This is a genomic window from Salmonella sp. 741265050_HSA (assembly GCF_046569445.1).
In the GTDB taxonomy this organism is placed as follows: Bacteria; Pseudomonadota; Gammaproteobacteria; order Enterobacterales; family Enterobacteriaceae; genus Salmonella; species Salmonella enterica.
Genome location: NZ_JBKFSV010000001.1, coordinates 1,018,430 through 1,038,731, shown reverse-complemented (window position 1 = coordinate 1,038,731; position 20,302 = coordinate 1,018,430). Strand labels below are relative to the sequence as shown.

The following is a 20,302-nucleotide window of genomic DNA, read 5'->3' as shown; positions in this document are numbered from 1 at the left end:
TTGCTGACAAAAACAACAAAGCGTTGAAGTTTTGATCTAATCCATACTTTGCTCCGGCATGGCGCAACTTTGTCTGTAATTACACAAGTCAAATTTTCCTGAAGGATTTTTTCATCAGCCTGTTTTTTTGCGTTCGGGTCAATCCCCTGAGCCAGCTACCTTTTAGCCTCGTCACGGCATTATCTGGCATCGGCAAGCGATACAGCAGGGTAAACCCCAATGGAAAACACCTCCTGATTGCCATAATAGCGGTAGCCCAACTGCCAGTATTTCGAACCGATAGAGGCCAAACCCGTCAGTGAGCTTGACGGCCTTTTCCGCTGGTCTGGCATTTTTTACTTTGGTATCAGTCAGTGACATGACGGTTCCCTCGGCGTACCGGTAAAACGCAAATCGAACCAGCTTTACCAGCAAAAGGGTATAGCTTCGAATGATTTTTAGTGAACGAGGGTGAACCTGAAGAAGGAGATAACCAGTTGATATAAATGCAGAAAGCAGACGTCAGTGAACGTCTGCTTCCCTAAATTTGGCTCCTCTGACTGGACTCGAACCAGTGACATACGGATTAACAGTCCGCCGTTCTACCGACTGAACTACAGAGGAATTGTTTCAACGAGGCGCATAATACTGGGCCCGCTATAACGTGTCAACAGTAAAATTAACGCGCCAATTCAATTGGTTAATTAACCCACAAAGTGAGGAATTAATGTTCGGATTCCTCGCCGTAGTCGCCTTCGGCAGCGCTTACCCGTAAGCGCTGAGAAGGATCCTGGCGATAGAACTGGCAAAAACGCTGCCATAGCGCCGGGAAACGCGGAGCAAACAGTTCTGGCGCGCTGAAAAAATACTCTGACAACACGGCAAAACATTCTGCAGGGTCGGTGGCGGCATAGGCATCTATACTGGCAGCGCTTTCGCCAACAAGATCGATTTCATCCTGAATATTATTCATTGCCGCGTGGAGATCGTGTTCCCAGCCAGCCACATCCCGCAACGGGATGAAAGGGATGCCGCTGGCGCGATCGCCATTACGCATATCCAGTTTGTGCGCGACTTCATGAATAATGAGGTTGAAACCCGAAGCATCGAACGAGTCCTGGATATCCAGCCAATTCAGAATGATGGGCCCTTGTTGCCAGCTTTGCCCCGACTGTACGACACGCTGGCTGTGCACCAGACCTATGTCATCTTCCCATTCATCATCTACCACAAAGGGCGCGGGATAAATGAGCACTTCATGAAAACCATCAAGCCACTCAATACCGAGCTCCAGGATCGGTAAGCAAAAAATTAACGCAATACGTGCACTTTTTAACGAGTCGAGCTCAAATCCCTGTAGCGCTACCAGTCTTTTCTGCTGCAAAAAACGTTCGGCTAGCGCAATAAGCCGAGCCTGTTCTTGCGCGGTGAGGTTTACCAGAAGAGGTATAGCCAGCGCATTATCCCACGGCCAGTCTTCGTTCTGGGTTATTTCTTGTGCTTTCCAGGGCCACTTAATCATCGTTTTGCTCGTAAACTCGTCACTTGAACAAAATTACCCGAATAGGGTCTGTTAAAATGCCAAATTACCTGGCATCATTGCAATATACGGAGAGATGCCGGAGCGGCTGAACGGACCGGTCTCGAAAACCGGAGTAGGGGCAACTCTACCGGGGGTTCAAATCCCCCTCTCTCCGCCACAATTCAAACACTTAGCTCATCTTCTTTCAGCGATCAGTCTCACACTTAGAATACACTTAGAATATTACGTGAAAAACGTATCGCCATCTTATGCTTTTTCTGCCAGAAGAGGGGGCCAGTGATGGTGTGATTTTTACTTTTCGATTATAAGTCAACTCCTGGTTTTCAGCCCCGGTCTTTCGCTGTACCCCATCGGGATTCACAGTGATGTCACTCGCGGCGACTTAACGCCGTCGTCCTCGGTAATCATCGCACCCGGCCTGTTGCCCGAAATGTTCCCCTGTAGACATGGTCGCCAGGCAAAAGATTACTTGCTGTCAGGGAAACGCGCTGGCGCGTGGCGATAACTTACGCTGCGGGACTGTCGACGCTGTACAGAAAATCTGGCCTCCAGGCTGGCTTAAATATGCGCACATGACAATACAACCGGAAAATTTACAAAACCCATAATTTGAACTGAGAGAGAAACTTACAAACGAAGCGACGAAGATTTAAACAGCCGTAGCGACTCCGGTATCTTGCGCGCATGTTCAAATAATACTACTGTATATAAAAACAGTATTCGAGGTATGGATTATGGAATTTTTCAGACCTACAGAGTTGCGCGAAATTATTCCTCTCCCATTTTTCAGTTACTTAGTGCCGTGTGGATTCCCCAGCCCCGCGGCGGACTACATTGAGCAGCGTATCGATCTTAATGAGTTGCTCGTTTCTCATCCCAGCTCAACATATTTTGTCAAAGCCACGGGTGATTCAATGATTGAAGCCGGCATCAGCGACGGTGACCTGCTGGTGGTGGATAGCTCACGGAACGCTGACCACGGTGACATTGTAATTGCGGCAATTGAAGGAGAGTTCACCGTAAAACGGTTGCAGTTGCGCCCGACAGTGCAGTTAATCCCCATGAACGGCGCCTATCGACCTATACCTGTCGGCAGTGAAGACACGCTCGACATATTCGGGGTGGTGACCTTTATCATTAAAGCGGTCAGTTGATTATGTTCGCGCTCTGCGATGTTAATAGCTTTTACGCCTCCTGCGAAACGGTCTTTCGTCCTGATTTATGTGGCCGACCGGTGGTGGTGTTATCAAACAATGATGGCTGCGTTATCGCGTGTAGCGCCGAGGCGAAACAGCTCGGTATCGCACCAGGTGAGCCATACTTCAAACAGAAAGAACGCTTCCGGCGATCCGGTGTTGTTTGCTTCAGCAGTAATTACGAGCTTTACGCTGATATGTCGAACCGGGTAATGACCACACTCGAGGAGATGGTGCCGCGGGTAGAAATTTACAGCATTGATGAGGCTTTTTGTGATCTGACGGGGGTACGAAACTGCCGGGATCTGACAGATTTCGGGCGCGAGATAAGAGCGACGGTCCTGAAGCGCACGCACCTGACTGTCGGTGTAGGCATTGCCCAGACGAAAACCCTTGCCAAGCTGGCTAATCATGCTGCGAAAAAGTGGCAGCGCCAGACCGGCGGGGTGGTTGACCTATCGAACATCGATCGCCAGCGTCGGCTGCTGGCCCTGATACCCGTAGAGGATGTCTGGGGTGTCGGCAGGCGCATCAGTAAGAAGCTCAATGCCCTGGGCATCAAGACTGCTCTCGATCTCTCTGAACAAAGTACCTGGATCATCAGGAAACACTTCAATGTCGTGCTGGAGCGTACCGTGAGAGAGCTTCGCGGAGAGCCATGTCTGGAGCTTGAAGAGTTTGCGCCGGCAAAGCAGGAAATCGTTTGTAGCCGCTCTTTCGGCGAGCGGGTCACAGACTATGAGGAAATGCGCCAGGCTATTTACAGCTACGCTGCGCGCGCGGCAGAAAAACTCCGCGGCGAGCACCAGTACTGCCGTTTCATCTCAACATTCGTCAAAACATCCCCCTTTGCCCTGAACGAGCCCTACTACGGTAACAGCGCCGCGGTGACGCTTCTCACCCCCACGCAGGATTCACGCGACATTATCAATGCGGCTGTGAAATGTCTGGATAAAATCTGGCGCGACGGCCATCGCTACCAGAAAGCGGGGGTGATGCTGGGTGACTTCTTCAGTCAGGGCGTAGCGCAACTCAACCTTTTCGACGATAACGCGCCGCGCGCCGGTAGTGCGAAGTTGATGGAAGTACTGGACCATCTTAACGCAAAAGACGGGAAGGGGACGCTGTACTTCGCCGGGCAGGGGATGTCGCAACAGTGGGCTATGAAGCGAGAAATGCTTTCGCCTCGGTACACCACAAGATACTCTGATCTACTGCGTGTTAAGTAACTTGTGCGATCAATGCATGAGATAGTTGCCAAATCATCCCCGTTCTCTAACCGGTTTTGGTCGCACAAGATCACAGGAACCTCTCACGATGAGGCGCATGTATCCTGGTTTACGACATCAGGAAATGTGGCGCGTTTATTGCCAGGTAGGCGTTATGAGACGTCACTTATTTACGCCAGGTTTCAGCCGTAGCGACGGGCATGGATAAAAAGAGTATGGCAATCAGCGTGATAATGCTAAAAAACAATTAATATTTTTTTAACAAAACTAAAGCTTGCTATGTGCAGTTAACCATGCGTTAATGGTTGTGCGGTTTGATACAAACTTATCTGAAGTAGTGATTGTAATATTTCTCATCATTTGTTCCTCTTGAGATCTCCTTTAGGTTTTTTTCTCTCTGATAATTTTCTTCAGGCCATTTTGCCCAAGGGCTCATTCAAAAGGTAACAATATTATGACGACGAAAATCACTGGTTTAGTAAAATGGTTTAACCCTGAAAAGGGCTTTGGTTTCATTACGCCTAAAGATGGCAGCAAAGATGTGTTTGTGCATTTTTCCGCCATTCAAAGTAATGAATTCCGCACTCTGAATGAAAATCAGGAAGTGGAGTTTTCAGTAGAGCAGGGACCAAAAGGTCCATCAGCGGTTAACGTTGTGGCGCTTTAAGGCAACTGATATTACTAATAAAATTCACTTCCGGTGTCCATGTTGCCATGGTTCACAATACAGAACATCGACATTCGATGTTACTGAGCAAAACCCGTTTGGCGCGAAATGTATTTTTTGTAAGTCAACCATGATCACTTTTGATAATGTTGGATTATATATTCGCTCAGGGCAGGTTCCGCTAGATTTTAGAAAATAATTCATATTAGCTCCGTACAGGAGCTTTTTTATGCCCGGATGATTATCATCTATAGACGCTGACATTCATCATCTATAGTGGCATTTTCCTTTCCTCAAAAGTGTTATTTCTCTTGCAGACAGCGCCTGAAAAGAGCGACGTTGTCCTCATCTATCCGATGAAACCAGGTCAACCTGTCTTTGCGCCGTTATCCGTTATTTAATTCTTGCCCTATAATAACAAGCCCGCGCTAAGCACGGGCTTGAATAATATAAAGCGGCTTAGAACTGGTAGACCAAACCAACACCTACGACATCATCGGTTGCAATACCGTTGTTTGCGTAGAAGTCATCATCTTCGTCCAGCAGGTTGATTTTATAATCAACGTAGGTGGACATATTTTTGTTGAAGTAGTAAGTCATACCGACGTCAACATATTTAACCAGATCTTTGTCGGTGTAACGCCAGTTGCCACGATGGACTTCCTGACCGCCTAAATCTTTGCCCTTAGACTGCAAGTAGGCGATGGACGGACGCAGACCGAAATCGAACTGATACTGCGCAACCACTTCAAAGTTCTGGGTTTTGTTAGCGATACCGCCATTACCCTCGCCATCGCCGCCGCCATAATAGGTCATGTTGCGGGTTTCAGAGTACATGGCCGCCAGGTAAACATTGTAGGCGTCATATTTGGCACCTACGGTCCAGGCTTCAGCGGTTTCACCGCCGGCATAGTTGTTGCGCTCATTCATGCCGTCGCCATAACCACGAGCAACCTGATTGTCCGTACGGTCAGAGGAAGAGTAGGCCGCACCCAGGCTTAACCCAAAGTCAAAGTCGTAGGAGGCAGACATACCGAAACCGTCGCCGTTTTCACGGGCCAGTTTGCGAGTACCATCCTCGGCATTGTTGCCGTTGGCTGTTCCTTCGCCTGCGCCAGGATCTTCATTATTACCCTGGTACTGCAACGCGAAGTTCAGACCGTCCACCAGACCGAAGAAGTCGGTATTACGGTAGGTGGCCAGACCGTTAGCACGCTGAAGCATATAGACATCGGTCTGGGTGTAAGAGTCGCCGCCGAATTCCGGCAGCACATCGGTCCAGGCTTCAACGTCGTAGATAACGCCATAGTTACGGCCATAATCGAAAGAGCCGTACTCGCCGAATTTCAGACCGGCAAAGCCCAGACGAGTCCAGGAGTTTGCACCTTCGCCTTCAGAGCTGTCCGCCTGAATGTTGTATTCCCACTGACCATAGCCGGTCAGCATATCGTTGATCTGCGTTTCGCCTTTAAAACCAAAACGCGCGTAGGTCTGATCGCCGTCGCTGCCTGCATCGTCAGAGAAGTAACGCAGACCATCAACTTTGCCGTACAGGTCGAGTTTGTTGCCATTTTTATTATAAACTTCAGCCGCATTTGCTGCGCCTGCCACTAATAACGCCGGGACAAGCAGTGCCAGAACTTTTCTGTTCATTATGTATTCCCTTATGATAATAATTTATATGAATATGTAGCCACTTCAACAAAACTACAAATTGATACTATTCTATGAAGTTCATGGAATTTAAAAAATAACATGTAACAAAGCTATTTAAAATATTTCAATTTGTTTCCGTTTGGTTTTTTATAATACTGGTCATATAAATAACCAAGAATATATATTCTATAATTATCATTTTTTATCAATGAGTTATGTGTTTTGATTTGATGGTTGCTGGTGTGAATATAATTTGTTTTTTATATGTATTTGAAGCTTTGATTATGAAAAAGCATAAAAAAAACCGGCATAAATGCCGGTAATGTGGGTAATGATAAAATAAATGATAAAAGGCTAATAACCGAATCATTCTGACACTTAATGCTAATAAAATAAAACGCTATCGCGGTGCGTAAAAATAAGTTGTTCTGGTTATGGGTTATTCTGCATCAGATTGCGATTCAATCACCATTCCCTTATTTAACAGCAGGTTCAGCGCCTGACGCAACATTAACTGAGAATAAACTATTTGTGGGGCGAATGACCAGAACAGGTGGATAAGGTATTCTATGGTCGAAATGTGACCAATGTCACATTATAATGTAATTAATGTCATATGACTTACATCACAAAAGCGGAGTAAAGTTTGAGTACCAGGGAGGACAACGCCACCCGTAGCATGGGCGGTAAATTAGCGTTATGGGTTTTTTATACCTTTTGCGGCTACTTCATCTGGGCGATGGCGCGTTGCGTGTGGCTGATGTCCGCCATACAAACCGAGCCGGTTCTCGGCCCAATCAGCACTCCTGGCAGCGCAACGGAAAAATGGCTTAACGCGCTTTCGCTGGGCGTCGTCTGGCTTATTCTGGGGAGTATTGCCTGGTACACCCGGCCTCGCAAAAACAGGGGGTATCCCGCCGACACTAAGCCAGAAACGCGCAAGCACGCAGGGATGTAAAGTGGTGGCGGATATGTCAGGATAGCGAACCCTGTGCTCAGGCATGTAATAAAAATGGTCTGCTATAAAGAGAGGGCGTATGGACTCAGGATACTGGCAATCGCAGTTTGAAGACTGGCTACGTCACCACCACCAGGAACAGGATGCCGCCCATGACATCTTCCATTTTCGTCGTGTTTGGGCAACCGCGCAAACGCTGGGGGAAAACGTTCCTGTCGACTGGCTGGTGGTGCTATCGGCATGTTATTTCCATGACATCGTCAGCCTGGCGAAAAATCATCCACAGCGGCATCGTTCTTCCATTCTGGCGGCGGCAGAAACCCGGCGTATTTTTCTGCGGGATTTTCCTGACTTTCCGGCAGAAAAACTGGCGGGCATTTGTCATGCTATCGAAGCGCATAGCTTCAGCGCAAAAATTGCGCCCACCACGCCAGAGGCAAAAATCGTACAGGATGCAGACAGGTTGGAGGCGTTGGGCGCCATTGGTCTGGCGCGGGTCTTCGCGGTCTCCGGCGCGCTGGGCGTCGCACTGTTTGATGCCGACGATCCCTTTGCCGACAGACGGCCTCTTAACGATAAGCAATTCGCGCTCGACCATTTTCAAACCAAACTGCTGAAACTGCCGCTGACGATGCAGACCGAACGGGGCAAGTCCCTGGCGCAGCGTAATGCGGATTTTCTGGTGTCGTACATGGCGAAACTGAGCGCTGAGCTGAAAGGCGACTATGAAACACGGGATGAGGCGGTCATCCAGATGTTTGCTACGCATCAGTAACCCCTGTCGCTGAAACGTAAACCGCGTCATTTTATGTTAGTCTGTCGGCAATTATTTTTGGCCGGTTAAATGTATGCAGGAAAATATTTCAGTAACACACGCCCGGAACCTCATCGCCGACGACGCCGGAAGCGAGATCCAGGCGATGCTGAGTCAATTGCTGGAAATCTACGATGTTAAAACGCTGGTGGCGCACCTTAACGGCCTGGGCGAACAGCACTGGAGCCCGGCCATCTTCAAGCGCGTAATGATGAACGCGGCATGGCATCGTTTGAGCGACAATGAACTCAGCTGTCTTAAAACAGAGTTGCCGACGCCGCCAGCGCATCATCCACATTACTCCTTTCGTTTTATCGATCTCTTCGCGGGCATCGGCGGCATTCGCCGCGGATTTGAAGCGATAGGCGGACAGTGCGTGTTTACCAGCGAATGGAATAAGCACGCGGTACGGACATATAAAGCGAACTATTTTTGCGATCCGCTGCAACATCGCTTTAATGAAGATATCCGCGATATCACATTGAGCCACCGGGAAGGGGTCAGCGATGATGAGGCGGCGGAACACATTCGCCAGCATATTCCGCAACATGATGTCCTGCTGGCGGGCTTTCCCTGTCAGCCATTTTCTCTGGCGGGCGTGTCCAAGAAAAATGCGCTGGGCCGCGCCCACGGCTTTGCCTGCGAGACTCAGGGGACGTTATTTTTTGATGTCGTAAGAATTATCGACGCTCGCCGCCCCGCGCTGTTTGTGCTGGAAAACGTGAAAAACCTTAAAAGTCACGACCAGGGCAACACTTTCCGCATTATTATGCAAACGCTCGATGAACTGGGATATGACGTGGCGGATGCCGCTGACAATGGCCCGGACGATCCGAAAATTATCGACGGGCAGCACTTTCTTCCTCAGCATCGGGAACGTATTGTGTTGGTGGGATTCCGTCGCGATTTAAACCTGAAAACCGATTTTACGTTACGCAATATCGCCCGCTGTTATCCACCGCGCCGTCCGACGCTGGCAGAACTGCTGGAGCCCGTCGTCGAAGCCAAATATATCCTGACGCCGGTGCTGTGGAAATATTTATATCGCTACGCGAAAAAGCACCAGGCGCGGGGAAACGGTTTTGGCTATGGCATGGTTTACCCTGACAATCCGGAAAGTGTGGCGCGCACGTTATCTGCTCGCTACTACAAAGATGGCGCCGAAATTCTGATCGATCGTGGTTGGGATATGGCGAAAGGCGAAGTGAATTTCGACGATGCTGGCAACCAACAACATCGTCCCCGCCGACTCACGCCGAGAGAGTGCGCGCGTTTAATGGGATTTGAGGCGCCGCAAACGTACCAGTTCAGGATACCTGTCTCGGATACGCAGGCCTATCGCCAGTTTGGCAACTCCGTGGTGGTGCCGGTATTTGCCGCGGTAGCAAAGCTGCTGGAACCCAAAATTCACCAGGCGGTGACGCTGCGTCAGAGAGAGACGGTAGATGGCGGACGTTCACGATAAAGCCACGCGCAGTAAAAATATGCGCGCGATAGCGACCCGCGATACGGCTATTGAAAAACGTCTTGCCGGCCTGCTAAGCGCGCAGGGGATTACGTTTCATACTCAGGACGCGACATTACCGGGCAAGCCGGACTTTGTGGTGAATGACTATGATTGTGTGATTTTTACTCACGGCTGCTTTTGGCATCATCACCACTGTTATCTGTTCAAAGTACCGGCCACGCGAACGGCTTTCTGGCTGGAAAAAATCGGTAAGAACGTTGAGCGCGATGAGCGCGATATTCAGCGTTTACAGGCGCTTGGCTGGCGGGTGCTGATCGTCTGGGAGTGCGCCTTGCGCGGACGAGCGAAATTGAGCGACGCGGCGTTGGCGGAGCGCCTGGAAGAGTGGATCTGCGGCGGCGGCGCCAGCGCGCAGATCGACACCCAGGGGATTCATCTACTGGCGTGAATCTTCCGTTTTACACGGCGTGACCACCGCCCTGGCGGGAAACAGGTACTTACCCAGAGTCACCAGCACTACGGCAAACACAATCACACCCAGCGCGGCCCATTCAACGGGCGATAACCTCTCGCCGCCCAGGCCAGTGCCAAGCAACACGGCGACAACCGGATTCACATAGGCGTAGCTGGTCGCCAGCGCCGGACTGACGTTGCGAATCAGGTACATATAGGCATTAATGGCGATAATAGAACCGAACAACGCCAGGTAGCCGACGGCCATAAACCCCGATAAGCCAGGCAGCGTGGCGAGCTTTTCGCCGGAAAGAAATGCCGCGCAAAGCAATACCACGCCCGCCGCCAGCATTTCAATCGCGCCCGCCATCATGCCCACAGGGAGGGCGATGCGCGAGCCGTAAACGGAACCAAATGCCCAGCTCATCGAACCTATCAGGATCAAAATCGCGCCCCACGGATTGCCGCTTAAGTTGCCGCCGCTGTTCAGCAGAATAATCCCGGCAAGTCCAATGGCAATCCCCACCCATTCTAATTTGCGCGTTTTAATACCAAAAAAGTAGCTAAAGCACAGCGTAAATAGCGGGACAGTGGCGACCACGACGGCAGCAATGCCCGATGGCACGTTTTGATGCTCCGCCACCGTCACCAGGCCGTTACCCACCGCCAGCAGCAGTAGACCAATCAGCGCGGCGTTGATGGTCTGGCGCAGCGGCGGAAGTTTTTCGCCGCGCAGCAGCAAAAACGCCATGAGCAACATCCCCGCCGAGAGAAAACGTACGCCTGCCATCATCAGCGGCGGCCAGCTTTCAACGCCTATGCGGATAACAAAATAGGTAGACCCCCAAATGATGTACAAGGCAAAAAGCGCGCCAAAAAGAGGTAATAACTGCCGGAAACGCATAATCACTCACGGTGAAATAAAAAGGGTGAATATAGTAAACGTCAAAATTATTATGCTGGCGAGCATTATAATTGTCCTTTTGGAATAAAAAGGCGTTGACCCGCGCCGCCGGTTTCGGCATTGCGCGTTTTGCTACATACTTAACGTCTTAGAAGAAAAGACCGAGGAAATCATTTTGGCAGGAAGTAGCTTACTGACATTACTCGACGATATCGCCACGCTGCTGGACGATATTTCGGTAATGGGCAAATTGGCCGCGAAAAAAACCGCGGGCGTACTGGGGGACGACCTGTCGCTCAATGCGCAGCAGGTGACCGGCGTTCGCGCTAATCGCGAGCTGCCAGTGGTATGGAGCGTGGCGAAAGGATCATTAATCAACAAGGTTATTCTGGTGCCGTTGGCGCTGCTGATAAGCGCATTTATCCCGTGGGCCATCACGCCTTTATTAATGTTAGGCGGCGCGTTTCTCTGCTTTGAGGGGGTAGAAAAAGTCCTGCATACCTTTGAGGCGCGAAAACACAAAGAAGACCCGGCGGAGCGGCAAAAACGTCTTGAGGCGCTGGCTGCGCAAGATCCTTTGGCCTTTGAAAAAGATAAAGTAAAAGGGGCGGTCCGTACCGATTTCATTCTGTCCGCTGAAATTGTGGCCATTACCCTGGGGATTGTCGCGCAGGCGCCGCTGCTTAATCAGGTGTTGGTGCTGGCGGGGATTGCGTTGGTTGTGACTATTGGCGTGTATGGCCTGGTGGGTATTATTGTCAAACTGGATGATATGGGGTACTGGCTGGCGGAAAAGCGTAGCGTGTTGGCGCAGGGCGTCGGTAAAGGATTACTGATTATCGCGCCCTGGTTAATGAAAGCATTATCCATTGTCGGTACGCTGGCGATGTTTCTGGTTGGCGGCGGGATTGTCGTACACGGTATTGCGCCGCTACACCATGCCATTGAACATTTTGCGCAGCAGCAGGGGGCTTTCATGGCGCATACGATCCCTGCGGGGCTGAATCTGGTGCTCGGTTTTATTATCGGCGCCATTGTGGTGGCGCTGGTGAAAGGTGTGGCGAAAATTCGCGGTGTTTCGCACTGATTTTCTAGAATGAATTATGCAAAATTGCCCATCCTCGTCTAAGGTGAAAACGTTTCATCTGATACAGGAGGCAGGTATGGTCTTTTCTGTCAGTGAGGAAGTTACCGTGAAAGAGGGTGGGCCCCGGATGATCGTCACCGGTTATTCCAGCGGAATGGTAGAGTGTCGCTGGTATGATGGTTTTGGCGTAAAGCGGGAGGCATTCCATGAGAATGAGCTCGTGCCAGGCAAGGAAAGGCGCGTGCGGGACGAAGCCCGATGACAAAACGCCCGGTTAATGCCGGGCGTTTTGCTGTGGAGAAAAAGAGTCGTCGCGCTGCGACATGCAGCTACCTGGTTATGCCAGGATTGAGTGGTATCCTTTGATGAGGTCTGGCTACCGTAAGCCATCAGGGGGCGTTGTATCAATAACCAGGAGTTACCAGGGTGCCGCACGAAACACTGTTAGATAATCAAGGCTGGTTTAAAAAGCTGGCGCGGCGTTTTGGTCCCGGTCATGTCGTCAACACCTGTTTTCTGATCGTGATGCTGTTCTCGACGCTACTTACCTGGCGGGAAGTGATGATACTGAAAGACGCGTATGTCGCCAGTCAGCGCAATCATCTGGGGAGCGTCGCGAATGTCCTTGACCGCCAACTGCAATTCAACATGGACAGGTTGATCTTTTTACGCAACGGTATGCATGAAGCGCTGGTGGCGCCGCTGGCTTTTTCCGCATTGCAAAGCGCGGTGACGCAGTTTGAGCAACGACGCGTCAGACATTTCTGGCAACTGGAGCTGGATAAGCGGCGGACATTGCCGTTATATGGCGTTTCCGATCAATTTGTCGCCCGGACGACGCTTCTTTCGCGGGAGAGTCGTGACCTGGCAAATGAATTAACCGCCACGCTGGAGTTAGGGTATCTGGCGCGTCTGGCGCGCTCATCCGCCATGCTGACGCTGGAGACGATGTATGTTTCTCGCTCAGGGTTTTACCTCTCAACTCTCCCTACGGCGTACGGTAGCGATATTGTCTCCCGTTACTATCAGTACGTGACCCAGCCCTGGTTTATCGAGCAAAGCCAACGGCGTAATCCACAGCGCGGCGTGCGGTGGTTTACCTCCGCACAGCCCTATGTTGCTGACGAGCAGAAAAAAGTGACAGCCAGTCTACCGCTGGATCACGATAATTACTGGTATGGCGTACTGGCAATGGATATTCCCGTCGCGTCACTACAGCGGTTCCTGCGCGATGCGGCCGAAAAGGATATTGAAGGGGAATATCAGCTATACGATAACCATCTCCGTTTGTTGACGGACTCCGCGCCGGAACAACAAACCGCGAATACGTTAAATGACCGTGAGCGCGCCTTACTGGCGCGTGAAATAGAAAAAGATACCCTGGGCGGGCTGCGTTTAGGAACGCATTATGTAAGCTGGGAGCGGCTGGATCATTTTGATGGCGTCCTGCTGCGCGTGCATACATTACGTGAAGGCATACAAGGGAATTTTGGCAGTATTAGTATCGCGCTGACGCTGTTATGGGTGCTTTTTACGGCGATGCTGTTGATCTCCTGGGGCGTTATTCGACATATGGTCAAAAACATGTTTGTTCTGCAAAATTCGCTGCAATGGCAGGCATGGCACGATCCGCTGACCCGGCTATATAACCGTGGCGCGCTGTTTGAAAAAGCGTCCAGGCTGGCAAAGCGCTACCGGGAAGCCCGCCAGCCATTTTCTGTGATACAGCTGGATTTAGATTATTTTAAAAGCGTTAACGATCGCTTTGGTCATCAGGCAGGCGATCGCGTGTTGTCCCATGCCGCTGGGCTCATTGGCAGCACCATTCGGGCGCACGACATCGCCGGACGGGTAGGGGGCGAAGAGTTTTGTATCGTGCTGCCTGGCGCGACAAAAGCGCAGGCGCTGCAGATTGCCGAACGCATACGCCAGCGCATTAATGACAAAGAGATTCTGGTGACGAAAAGCACGACGCTTCGTATCAGCGCGTCAATGGGGATCAGTAGCGCGGAGGAATACGGCGACTATGATTTTGAGCAGTTGCAGTCGCTGGCCGACAAACGGCTTTATTACGCCAAACAGTCCGGACGTAACCGTATTTGCGCCAGCGACGCGACTCAGGAGCGGGAAAAGAAATAGTCCATTCCTTCGCGCCAGCCATCCGGCCCTTCGTTCTGGCTACGGTAGACGCGCTGAGGATCGTCGTTACGCAAATGTACGCCCTCCCGGTTTAGCCCTTTGACGACAACCGCATAATCCATTACATCCAGTAAAGGCGCATCATTGGGGCCGTCTCCTAGTCCCAACGTCAGAGGACGCGCGCGCCACTGCCGACGATATGCTTCAATCAGCCAGTTGGCAGCCTGATCTTTTCCGGCGGAGGCGTCCAGCACATGCCAGAAACGGGCGCCATGGACAAATTGCAGTCCCAGGTCATTTAAACGGGCGACAAACTGCGCCATGCGTTCATCGCTATCGCGCCAGATCAGCGACACCGACGCTTCATGCAGACGGGTTAGGGCAGACTGTGCCCGGTTTAGGCCCGTCCATTCGCTTATCACCTGATCGTCAACGTCATCAAACGTGGTGAACTTAAACTGTTCCTTTTCACGCAATTTATGCAGGACGAGGCGGATTTCGTTGTGAGAAATACCGGCTATCAGACGGGGATAGTTGGGATGGTCTTCCCAATGAACGTCTAGTTGGATCACCGCGCCGTTTTCCGCAATCAGCGGCAGTCCCTGTAGATTTAACGTCGTCTGGAGCTGGAGCATTTCAGCCGCGGTTTTACTGCTACAGAGGATCACGGGCACGCCGCTTTCATGCAGGCGTGTAAGCCAGGGAGCCGCGGGCTGCCACTCAAAAGTGTGGCTGTTCAGCAATGTGCCGTCCAGATCGGTAAAAATCAGCAAGGGGTCATGGATTGAGAGCATTTTTTCCTCATTTTCCGTTGCAACGGCGGGCTTATTTCCAGGAAAAGTCCTAAAGCACACCCGAAAGAAGTCGAACGCTAACTGGAACCGATCCCGTCGCTTCCAGGCAGCACATGCGTTGTCACACTTTTGCTACCGAACTATTAGCGTGCTTAATCATTCATGTAAAAAATATTTACTTGTCATGCAAAAAAATTGCAGATAAGGTAAATCTCACATCAGATTTCCTGGTGTAACGAATTTTCAAGTGCTTCTTGCATAAGCAAGTTTGATCCCGACCCGTAGGGCCGGGATTTTTTTCGGCCATTTTTAACGGTTTACTTCTGTTACACTAAAATCATGAATATCCAGCTCGAATGCTTCAGCTAATTCATGCCATGTATGATATTCCCGTCCGTCTACGTTCACCCGCTCAGGATCTTCCTGGCTACGGTGAACCTCGCTTTCGCTGATTTCATTGATGGCCGCCAGTAGCGCATCTACATCGACGCTCACTTCGCGCTTGGCCGTATCACTGTACTCTTTTGCCGTTTTCATCTTCACTACCTCACGGGTTCCTGACAGCCTAAGTATAGACCGTTGAGAAAACCAGCAAACACGCCGGCAAGGCGCTGTCAGACGCAGAAAATTGTTCTACACTGGCACAAAGCGACAGGAGGAAAATGATGAAGGTGAATGATCGGGTAACCGTTAAAACGGACGGCGGTCCCCGCCGACCGGGCGTGGTACTGGCAGTGGAAGAATTTAGTGAAGGCACAATGTACCTGGTTTCGCTGGAGGATTACCCGCTCGGCATCTGGTTCTTCAATGAGTCAGGTCACCAGGATGGTATTTTTGTCGAGAAGGCGGAGCAGGACTAATTGAGCCGGACTGGAGGTACATTGCCAGTCCGGATGTCTCAGCGCATGTTAACAAAAATGCCGTTAGTGACGTTATCTGTCAGCCGTACTACATGATAGATCACTTGTTTATTATGCGTTTTTATCTTTCTTTTTATATTCCCCTTATGGGAGGATACTGTTTTTGCTTTAATATTCATTCTGTCAGAAATCTGAATGGTTCCCTGACCTTCCATCCACATTCGCAACATGCTGGATTCAGTTCGACTTAACGATAATGTTGGTAAATTTATGGTTCCTGAAATACCCGACTCTTTTTTCAGAATATCGCCAAGAATGGTATCCAGCGAGTCAGGTTTAATCGATTTTGAGCTAATCAATAAGTTTTTTCTTACTAATAAATATTCATCAAAATGCACATTAGCAATTGCCATAAAAACAATAAATAACGTGTCAGGATGTTGATTAATGATTTGCTTTATTTGTTGACTGTCTGAAGGCGTATGAATGAAACAGTCCTCATTAATAAACACCACCGAAGGCTGATGCGCGCCACAAGCGATAGCGAGTTCGTCAACGGTTTCGATGTCGTTGATTTCCCTTTTTTTCACCCCTCTGCTGACCAGATACCCGCTTAACCCTAGCCGGGTGTAACTGCATAAATCCATAATAATCGTTGACATGGCATACCCTCACTCAATGCGTAACGATAATTCCCCTTACCTGAATAACTCACCATAATCAGACGGAACACGAATAGTCACCTTAGACAACGCTTACGCGGTTTTTCAGGCGAACTTACTATCCCGTAAAGTTACATATAATTTGCCAGGAATCATCTTAAAGTAAAGTGAATGTTGCGTTATGTGAGTGAAGTAAAAACAAATAAGGGGCAGCGGATATATCCTGGTGAATGTTTTTTAAAATTTATTTTCGGATAAACCTTAGTAAAACAGGATAAAAATTATGGGTTATTATTTATCGGCATCTCGCTAACAATATCAGCAAGCAAATTGAAAATTTCGCTGAATAAATGTTCGCAAAACGGCGCAATTAATGGCATTAGCGCGGCCATCAGCATAATGCCGACGGTGAGGGTAAGCGGGAAACCGATAACAAATATCGAGAGCTGCGGCGCCATGCGGTTTAATAGCCCCAGCGCCAGGTTGAGCGTAAGCAGGAGGGTAATGACCGGCAATGCCAGCATCAGTCCGTTTAAGAAAATGAGTCCTCCGGCCCTGGCGAGCGCCATAAATGCATTACTGTTCACCGGGTTACTACCGATGGGCAGAGTGTGGAAGGTATCGACCAGCAGCGAAATAAGCCACAAATGGCCATTAAAGGTGAGAAACAGTAGCATGGCGAGCATATCCATAATACGCGCCAGAACCGGCATATTCAGGTGGCTGCCCGGGTCGACGAAGGTGGCAAAGGAAAGCCCCATTTGCAGACCGATAAACTCACCTGCGGTACGCACCGCCGCAAAGGCGAATTGCATGGTAAATCCCAGCGCAATACCGATCAGAATTTGTTGCATCGCCAGCCATAAGGCGGCAATAGAAAAAAGCGGCGTATCGTTTGCCGGTAGCGACGGCGCGATAACAAGGGTAATCATTATTCCCAACCCCAGTTTTACCCGCTTGGGAATAGCGCGCTCGCTGAGAATTGGCGCCGTTGAAATCAGCGCCAGTACGCGCAGCAAAGGCCAGAAATAGAGATGCAGCCAGTATAGCCATTGCTCGCTTGTAACCTGTATCATCGTTCTGTTTATCCGATGATATAAGGTAAATTGCTGAACAGAGTGCGCACGTAATCCAGCAGCAGGTTGAGCATCCACGGGCCGGCAACGATAATTGCGATGAATACCGCGACGATTTTAGGGATAAACGACAGCGTCATTTCATTAATCTGAGTCGCGGCCTGCAAGATGCTGATAATGAGGCCGGTAATCAGCGCGACGAGTAACAGCGGCGCAGCCAGGGCGAGAGCGACTTTCATCGCCTCGGTGCCCATCATCATGACGGATTCAGGAGTCATTTTGCGCCTCTAACTGTAAAAGCTTTGGGCCAGCGACCCCACAAGCAATTGCCAACCATCGACCAGCACAAACAGCATCAGCTTAAACGGCAGGGCGATTGTTGCTGGCGGCACCATCATCATCCCTAACGCCATCAATACGCTGGCGATCACCAGGTCGATAATCAAAAAAGGGATAAAAATCGTAAAACCGATCTGAAATGCCGTCTTTAATTCGCTGGTGACATAAGCGGGCAGGAGGATACGCATCGGTACTGCTTCCGGTCCCTGTAACGGACCGCTATTGGCCAGACGGGCAAACAGCGCCAGATCGGCTTCGCGGGTTTGGCGCAGCATGAACGCGCGTAACGGTTGCGCGCCTTTATCCAGCGCTTCCTGCATAGAAATTTTCTGCTCGCTAAACGGCTGGTAAGCGTCCACGTAAATCTTGTCAATGACGGGCGACATAATAAAAAAGGTCAAAAACAACGCCAGTCCGAGTAACACCTGATTTGGCGGTGCCGAGGGCGTGCCCAGCGCGTTACGCAACAGGCCAAAAACAATGATGATACGCGTGAAGCTCGTCATCATCAGTAAAATCGCTGGCAGAAACGTCAGCGAGGTGATGAAAACCAGCGTCTGGACGGATAATGACCAGCTTTGGCCTCCGCCCGCTAATGGTTGGCTGATAAGCCCCGGCAGTTGCGCAGCGGCGGCGGGACTAAAAAGCCACAGACCCGCCAGAGAAAGGAATAACAAACGGCGCATCAGGATCTCCCGGAACGCTTGAGTAAGTTCTTCATCATGTTCTGGAAATCCGCCGGTGGGGCAACGGGTGCTTCCGTGTCATTCTCTGCGGGCGGCAGGGTGTGCAGCAGGTTGATCTGCGAGGCGGTCACGCCCAGTACCAGACGAGCATTTTCGACCTCGACAATCACCACGCGTTCGCGCGGGCCAAGCGAGGCGCTGGCTGACACCTTGAGTCCCCGGACGCTATTTCCTTTTGGTACGAATCCCATACGCTTAATCACCCAGGCCGCCGCCAGAATGAGCGCAATAATGCCAATTAATGCGCCGCTCACCTGCATGAGCGGCGATCCGGCTGGCGCGGTGGGCTGAGAAACCGTGGCTTCTGTCTTCATCATTAACGACTCAAACGACGCATACGCTCGGATGGCGTAATAATATCGGTGATACGTACGCCGTATTTATCCGCCACGACGACCACTTCACCCTGGGCAATCAGGTAGCCATTAATCAGGATATCCAGCGGCTCGCCCGCCAGCCCGTCCAGCGCGACGACCGACCCCTGCGTCAGACGCAGCAGTTCTTTAATGGTCATTCGCGTGCGGCCCAGCTCTACGGTCAGTTTGACCGGGATATCCATAATCAGATCGATATCCTGCATAGCACCGCTGACATCGCCGCCGCCAAGCTGTTGGAAAACCGCGTCGGCGGCGCTTTTATTGGTGGTCGCTTTTTGCTCGTTTAACGCGTCAGCCCACAGATCATCCAATGCGCCAGTATTCTCATCGGACGGATTATTCATGTCACTCATTTGGGCTGTTCCTCATTCAGCGAATTCAAAATTGGGTTGATCAAATGTTCTACGCGTAGCGCATACTGTCCGTTTACGGTGCCATATTGGCTGGTGAGTACCGGAACGCCGTCCACATGAGCAATAATGCGGTCGGGTTTTTCAATCGGCAGTACATCGCCGGGTTTCAGCTTCAAAATCTGGGAAAGACGTAACGGAATATCGGCAAAATTCGCCACCAGCTCCAGTTCAGAGTGCTGAACCTGGCGCACCAGGTTATCACGCCAGTTCTGATCTTCATGGCGCGAGTTTTCCAGCGGCGGATTCACCAGCAGCTCACGCAGCGGCTCGATCATGCTAAATGGCAGACAGATGTTAAATTCACCGGTCAGATTGCCGATCTCCACATGAAACGGCGTATTGACGACGATATCGTTCGGCGAGGTGGTGATATTGGTAAATTTCACCTGCATTTCGGAACGTACATACTCCACTTCCAGCGGATTAATGGCTTTCCATGCGTCGCTATAGCCTTCCAGCGCCAGTTTCAGCATACGGTTGATGACACGCTGTTCCGTATGGGTAAACTCGCGGCCCTCGACTTTGGTCGGAAAACGGCCGTCGCCGCCGAACAGGTTATCGACGGCAATAAACACCAGACTCGGCGAGAACACCACCAGCCCGGTGCCGCGTAGCGGCTTCAGGTGGATCAGGTTCAGGTTGGTCGGTACCGGCAGGTTACGCGCAAATTCGTGATACGGCTGAATACGTATGGCGCCCACGGTAATATCCGGGCTGCGGCGCAGCAGGTTAAATAATCCCATCCGGAACTGGCGTGCGAAACGCTCGTTAATAATCTCCAGCGCCTGCAAGCGTTCACGTACGACGCGACGCTGAGTATTAGGATCGTAAGGGCGAATATCGCTATCGCTTGCGATACCGGGAGTGGGTTCGTCTTTGGTGTCGCTGTCGCCGTTCAACAGCGCATCGATTTCAGCCTGAGAAAGAATACTATCGCCCATA

The 20,302-nt window shown here is 50.7% G+C and carries 24 protein-coding genes, 2 tRNA genes and 1 pseudogene; 13 read left to right on the top strand and 14 right to left on the bottom strand.

Annotated elements, in window-relative coordinates:
* Window positions 1–95 precede the first annotated feature (95 nt).
* From ACLD4F_RS05310 to mtfA, 3 genes and pseudogenes are all read right to left on the bottom strand, one after another.
* Window positions 96–360 (bottom strand): annotated as a pseudogene (locus ACLD4F_RS05310) (Arm DNA-binding domain-containing protein); the annotation flags it as partial.
* 167 nt (window positions 361–527) lie between these two features.
* A tRNA-Asn gene (locus ACLD4F_RS05305) sits at window positions 528–603 on the bottom strand.
* A 100-nt stretch (window positions 604–703) separates the two neighbouring features.
* Window positions 704–1,501: a DgsA anti-repressor MtfA gene (gene mtfA / locus ACLD4F_RS05300; protein ID WP_017465540.1), complete on the bottom strand. Its 798-nt coding sequence runs from the start codon at window positions 1,499–1,501 to the stop codon at window positions 704–706.
* A gap of 88 nt (window positions 1,502–1,589) precedes the next feature.
* Here mtfA and ACLD4F_RS05295 point away from each other — a divergent pair.
* From ACLD4F_RS05295 to ACLD4F_RS05275, 5 genes are all read left to right on the top strand, one after another.
* Window positions 1,590–1,679 (top strand) — tRNA-Ser (locus ACLD4F_RS05295).
* 577 nt (window positions 1,680–2,256) lie between these two features.
* Window positions 2,257–2,676, top strand: a complete 420-nt coding sequence (locus ACLD4F_RS05290) for a translesion error-prone DNA polymerase V autoproteolytic subunit (RefSeq protein ID WP_000394197.1) — start codon at window positions 2,257–2,259, stop codon at window positions 2,674–2,676.
* Window positions 2,677–2,678: 2 nt separating this feature from the next.
* Window positions 2,679–3,947, top strand: a complete 1,269-nt coding sequence (locus ACLD4F_RS05285; protein WP_023194544.1) for a Y-family DNA polymerase — start codon at window positions 2,679–2,681, stop codon at window positions 3,945–3,947.
* A 454-nt stretch (window positions 3,948–4,401) separates the two neighbouring features.
* On the top strand, window positions 4,402–4,614 hold the full coding sequence (locus ACLD4F_RS05280) for a cold shock domain-containing protein (RefSeq protein ID WP_000208509.1): 213 nt from the start codon (window positions 4,402–4,404) through the stop codon (window positions 4,612–4,614).
* A gap of 10 nt (window positions 4,615–4,624) precedes the next feature.
* Complete coding sequence (locus ACLD4F_RS05275) at window positions 4,625–4,813, top strand: hypothetical protein (RefSeq protein WP_024131163.1); 189 nt, start codon at window positions 4,625–4,627, stop codon at window positions 4,811–4,813.
* Between the two features lie 260 nt (window positions 4,814–5,073).
* Here the strand turns inward: ACLD4F_RS05275 and ompS1 are convergent, their stop codons facing one another.
* Window positions 5,074–6,267 (bottom strand): porin OmpS1, encoded by a 1,194-nt coding sequence (ompS1, locus tag ACLD4F_RS05270; RefSeq protein WP_411010703.1) that lies wholly within the window; start codon window positions 6,265–6,267, stop codon window positions 5,074–5,076.
* 649 nt (window positions 6,268–6,916) lie between these two features.
* On the opposite strand from ompS1, the gene drpB reads away from it, so the two are divergent.
* The 4 genes from drpB to ACLD4F_RS05250 all read left to right on the top strand — a co-directional run bounded on the left by drpB (window position 6,917) and on the right by ACLD4F_RS05250 (window position 9,958).
* Complete coding sequence (drpB, locus tag ACLD4F_RS05265; protein ID WP_000107434.1) at window positions 6,917–7,228, top strand: cell division protein DrpB; 312 nt, start codon at window positions 6,917–6,919, stop codon at window positions 7,226–7,228.
* A 79-nt stretch (window positions 7,229–7,307) separates the two neighbouring features.
* A complete protein-coding gene (locus ACLD4F_RS05260) occupies window positions 7,308–8,003 on the top strand; it encodes a phosphohydrolase (RefSeq protein WP_000377048.1) in 696 nt (231 codons plus the stop codon).
* Window positions 8,004–8,076: 73 nt separating this feature from the next.
* Window positions 8,077–9,507, top strand: a complete 1,431-nt coding sequence (locus tag ACLD4F_RS05255) for a DNA cytosine methyltransferase (protein WP_079965408.1) — start codon at window positions 8,077–8,079, stop codon at window positions 9,505–9,507.
* A complete protein-coding gene (locus ACLD4F_RS05250; RefSeq protein ID WP_000785978.1) occupies window positions 9,488–9,958 on the top strand; it encodes a very short patch repair endonuclease in 471 nt (156 codons plus the stop codon). Before ACLD4F_RS05255 ends, ACLD4F_RS05250 begins: the two co-directional genes overlap by 20 nt.
* On the opposite strand, the gene yedA is transcribed toward ACLD4F_RS05250, so the two are convergent.
* Window positions 9,947–10,867: a drug/metabolite exporter YedA gene (yedA, locus tag ACLD4F_RS05245; RefSeq protein WP_001212263.1), complete on the bottom strand. Its 921-nt coding sequence runs from the start codon at window positions 10,865–10,867 to the stop codon at window positions 9,947–9,949. The genes ACLD4F_RS05250 and yedA overlap by 12 nt on opposite strands.
* 169 nt (window positions 10,868–11,036) lie before the next feature.
* On the opposite strand from yedA, the gene ACLD4F_RS05240 reads away from it, so the two are divergent.
* The 3 genes from ACLD4F_RS05240 (at window position 11,037) to dgcQ (ending at window position 14,093) form a co-directional block, all read left to right on the top strand.
* Window positions 11,037–11,954: a DUF808 domain-containing protein gene (locus tag ACLD4F_RS05240; RefSeq protein WP_085920526.1), complete on the top strand. Its 918-nt coding sequence runs from the start codon at window positions 11,037–11,039 to the stop codon at window positions 11,952–11,954.
* A gap of 76 nt (window positions 11,955–12,030) precedes the next feature.
* On the top strand, window positions 12,031–12,216 hold the full coding sequence (locus ACLD4F_RS05235) for a YodC family protein (protein ID WP_000232161.1): 186 nt from the start codon (window positions 12,031–12,033) through the stop codon (window positions 12,214–12,216).
* Between the two features lie 164 nt (window positions 12,217–12,380).
* Window positions 12,381–14,093 (top strand): cellulose biosynthesis regulator diguanylate cyclase DgcQ, encoded by a 1,713-nt coding sequence (gene dgcQ, locus ACLD4F_RS05230; protein ID WP_001119828.1) that lies wholly within the window; start codon window positions 12,381–12,383, stop codon window positions 14,091–14,093.
* On the opposite strand, the gene ACLD4F_RS05225 is transcribed toward dgcQ, so the two are convergent.
* Both ACLD4F_RS05225 and yodD read right to left on the bottom strand, forming a co-directional pair.
* Window positions 14,072–14,887: a mannosyl-3-phosphoglycerate phosphatase-related protein gene (locus ACLD4F_RS05225; protein ID WP_000948794.1), complete on the bottom strand. Its 816-nt coding sequence runs from the start codon at window positions 14,885–14,887 to the stop codon at window positions 14,072–14,074. The two genes, dgcQ and ACLD4F_RS05225, sit on opposite strands and share 22 nt — an antisense overlap.
* A gap of 309 nt (window positions 14,888–15,196) precedes the next feature.
* Window positions 15,197–15,424 (bottom strand): YodD family peroxide/acid resistance protein, encoded by a 228-nt coding sequence (gene yodD, locus ACLD4F_RS05220; RefSeq protein ID WP_079944175.1) that lies wholly within the window; start codon window positions 15,422–15,424, stop codon window positions 15,197–15,199.
* 128 nt (window positions 15,425–15,552) lie between these two features.
* Between yodD and dsrB the strand changes: the two genes are divergently transcribed.
* Window positions 15,553–15,747: a protein DsrB gene (gene dsrB / locus ACLD4F_RS05215; RefSeq protein ID WP_000867218.1), complete on the top strand. Its 195-nt coding sequence runs from the start codon at window positions 15,553–15,555 to the stop codon at window positions 15,745–15,747.
* Window positions 15,748–15,785: 38 nt separating this feature from the next.
* On the opposite strand, the gene rcsA is transcribed toward dsrB, so the two are convergent.
* The 7 genes from rcsA to fliM form a co-directional block, all read right to left on the bottom strand.
* The gene (gene rcsA, locus ACLD4F_RS05210; RefSeq protein ID WP_000103971.1) at window positions 15,786–16,409 is read right to left on the bottom strand and encodes a transcriptional regulator RcsA; all 624 of its coding nucleotides are present in this window, start codon (window positions 16,407–16,409) and stop codon (window positions 15,786–15,788) included.
* 281 nt (window positions 16,410–16,690) lie between these two features.
* Entirely contained in the window at window positions 16,691–17,485 is a 795-nt protein-coding gene (gene fliR, locus ACLD4F_RS05205; protein ID WP_000616953.1) for a flagellar biosynthetic protein FliR, read from the bottom strand.
* An 8-nt stretch (window positions 17,486–17,493) separates the two neighbouring features.
* Window positions 17,494–17,763, bottom strand: coding sequence for a flagellar biosynthesis protein FliQ (gene fliQ / locus ACLD4F_RS05200; RefSeq protein WP_000187355.1), 270 nt, complete (start codon window positions 17,761–17,763; stop codon window positions 17,494–17,496).
* Between the two features lie 9 nt (window positions 17,764–17,772).
* Complete coding sequence (fliP, locus tag ACLD4F_RS05195; RefSeq protein WP_001253411.1) at window positions 17,773–18,510, bottom strand: flagellar type III secretion system pore protein FliP; 738 nt, start codon at window positions 18,508–18,510, stop codon at window positions 17,773–17,775.
* Window positions 18,510–18,887, bottom strand: coding sequence for a flagellar biosynthetic protein FliO (gene fliO, locus ACLD4F_RS05190; protein ID WP_000978280.1), 378 nt, complete (start codon window positions 18,885–18,887; stop codon window positions 18,510–18,512). The genes fliP and fliO overlap by 1 nt, the downstream gene beginning before the upstream one ends.
* Entirely contained in the window at window positions 18,887–19,300 is a 414-nt protein-coding gene (gene fliN / locus ACLD4F_RS05185; RefSeq protein ID WP_001282111.1) for a flagellar motor switch protein FliN, read from the bottom strand. Before fliN ends, fliO begins: the two co-directional genes overlap by 1 nt.
* Complete coding sequence (gene fliM / locus ACLD4F_RS05180; protein WP_000502811.1) at window positions 19,297–20,301, bottom strand: flagellar motor switch protein FliM; 1,005 nt, start codon at window positions 20,299–20,301, stop codon at window positions 19,297–19,299. Before fliM ends, fliN begins: the two co-directional genes overlap by 4 nt.
* Window position 20,302: the final 1 nt, after the last annotated feature.

Bases quoted from the DNA above. Each gene is read 5' to 3' on its own strand.
- mtfA (WP_017465540.1), bottom strand. From the start codon at position 1,501: ATGATTAAGTGGCCCTGGAAAGCACAAGAAATAACCCAGAACGAAGAC.
- ACLD4F_RS05290 (WP_000394197.1), top strand. From the start codon at position 2,257: ATGGAATTTTTCAGACCTACAGAGTTGCGCGAAATTATTCCTCTCCCA.
- ACLD4F_RS05285 (WP_023194544.1), top strand. From the start codon at position 2,679: ATGTTCGCGCTCTGCGATGTTAATAGCTTTTACGCCTCCTGCGAAACG.
- ACLD4F_RS05280 (WP_000208509.1), top strand. From the start codon at position 4,402: ATGACGACGAAAATCACTGGTTTAGTAAAATGGTTTAACCCTGAAAAG.
- ompS1 (WP_411010703.1), bottom strand. From the start codon at position 6,267: ATGAACAGAAAAGTTCTGGCACTGCTTGTCCCGGCGTTATTAGTGGCA.
- ACLD4F_RS05260 (WP_000377048.1), top strand. From the start codon at position 7,308: ATGGACTCAGGATACTGGCAATCGCAGTTTGAAGACTGGCTACGTCAC.
- ACLD4F_RS05255 (WP_079965408.1), top strand. From the start codon at position 8,077: ATGCAGGAAAATATTTCAGTAACACACGCCCGGAACCTCATCGCCGAC.
- ACLD4F_RS05250 (WP_000785978.1), top strand. From the start codon at position 9,488: ATGGCGGACGTTCACGATAAAGCCACGCGCAGTAAAAATATGCGCGCG.
- yedA (WP_001212263.1), bottom strand. From the start codon at position 10,867: ATGCGTTTCCGGCAGTTATTACCTCTTTTTGGCGCGCTTTTTGCCTTG.
- ACLD4F_RS05235 (WP_000232161.1), top strand. From the start codon at position 12,031: ATGGTCTTTTCTGTCAGTGAGGAAGTTACCGTGAAAGAGGGTGGGCCC.
- ACLD4F_RS05225 (WP_000948794.1), bottom strand. From the start codon at position 14,887: ATGCTCTCAATCCATGACCCCTTGCTGATTTTTACCGATCTGGACGGC.
- yodD (WP_079944175.1), bottom strand. From the start codon at position 15,424: ATGAAAACGGCAAAAGAGTACAGTGATACGGCCAAGCGCGAAGTGAGC.
- dsrB (WP_000867218.1), top strand. From the start codon at position 15,553: ATGAAGGTGAATGATCGGGTAACCGTTAAAACGGACGGCGGTCCCCGC.
- rcsA (WP_000103971.1), bottom strand. From the start codon at position 16,409: ATGTCAACGATTATTATGGATTTATGCAGTTACACCCGGCTAGGGTTA.
- fliR (WP_000616953.1), bottom strand. From the start codon at position 17,485: ATGATACAGGTTACAAGCGAGCAATGGCTATACTGGCTGCATCTCTAT.
- fliQ (WP_000187355.1), bottom strand. From the start codon at position 17,763: ATGACTCCTGAATCCGTCATGATGATGGGCACCGAGGCGATGAAAGTC.
- fliP (WP_001253411.1), bottom strand. From the start codon at position 18,510: ATGCGCCGTTTGTTATTCCTTTCTCTGGCGGGTCTGTGGCTTTTTAGT.
- fliO (WP_000978280.1), bottom strand. From the start codon at position 18,887: ATGATGAAGACAGAAGCCACGGTTTCTCAGCCCACCGCGCCAGCCGGA.
- fliN (WP_001282111.1), bottom strand. From the start codon at position 19,300: ATGAGTGACATGAATAATCCGTCCGATGAGAATACTGGCGCATTGGAT.
- fliM (WP_000502811.1), bottom strand. From the start codon at position 20,301: ATGGGCGATAGTATTCTTTCTCAGGCTGAAATCGATGCGCTGTTGAAC.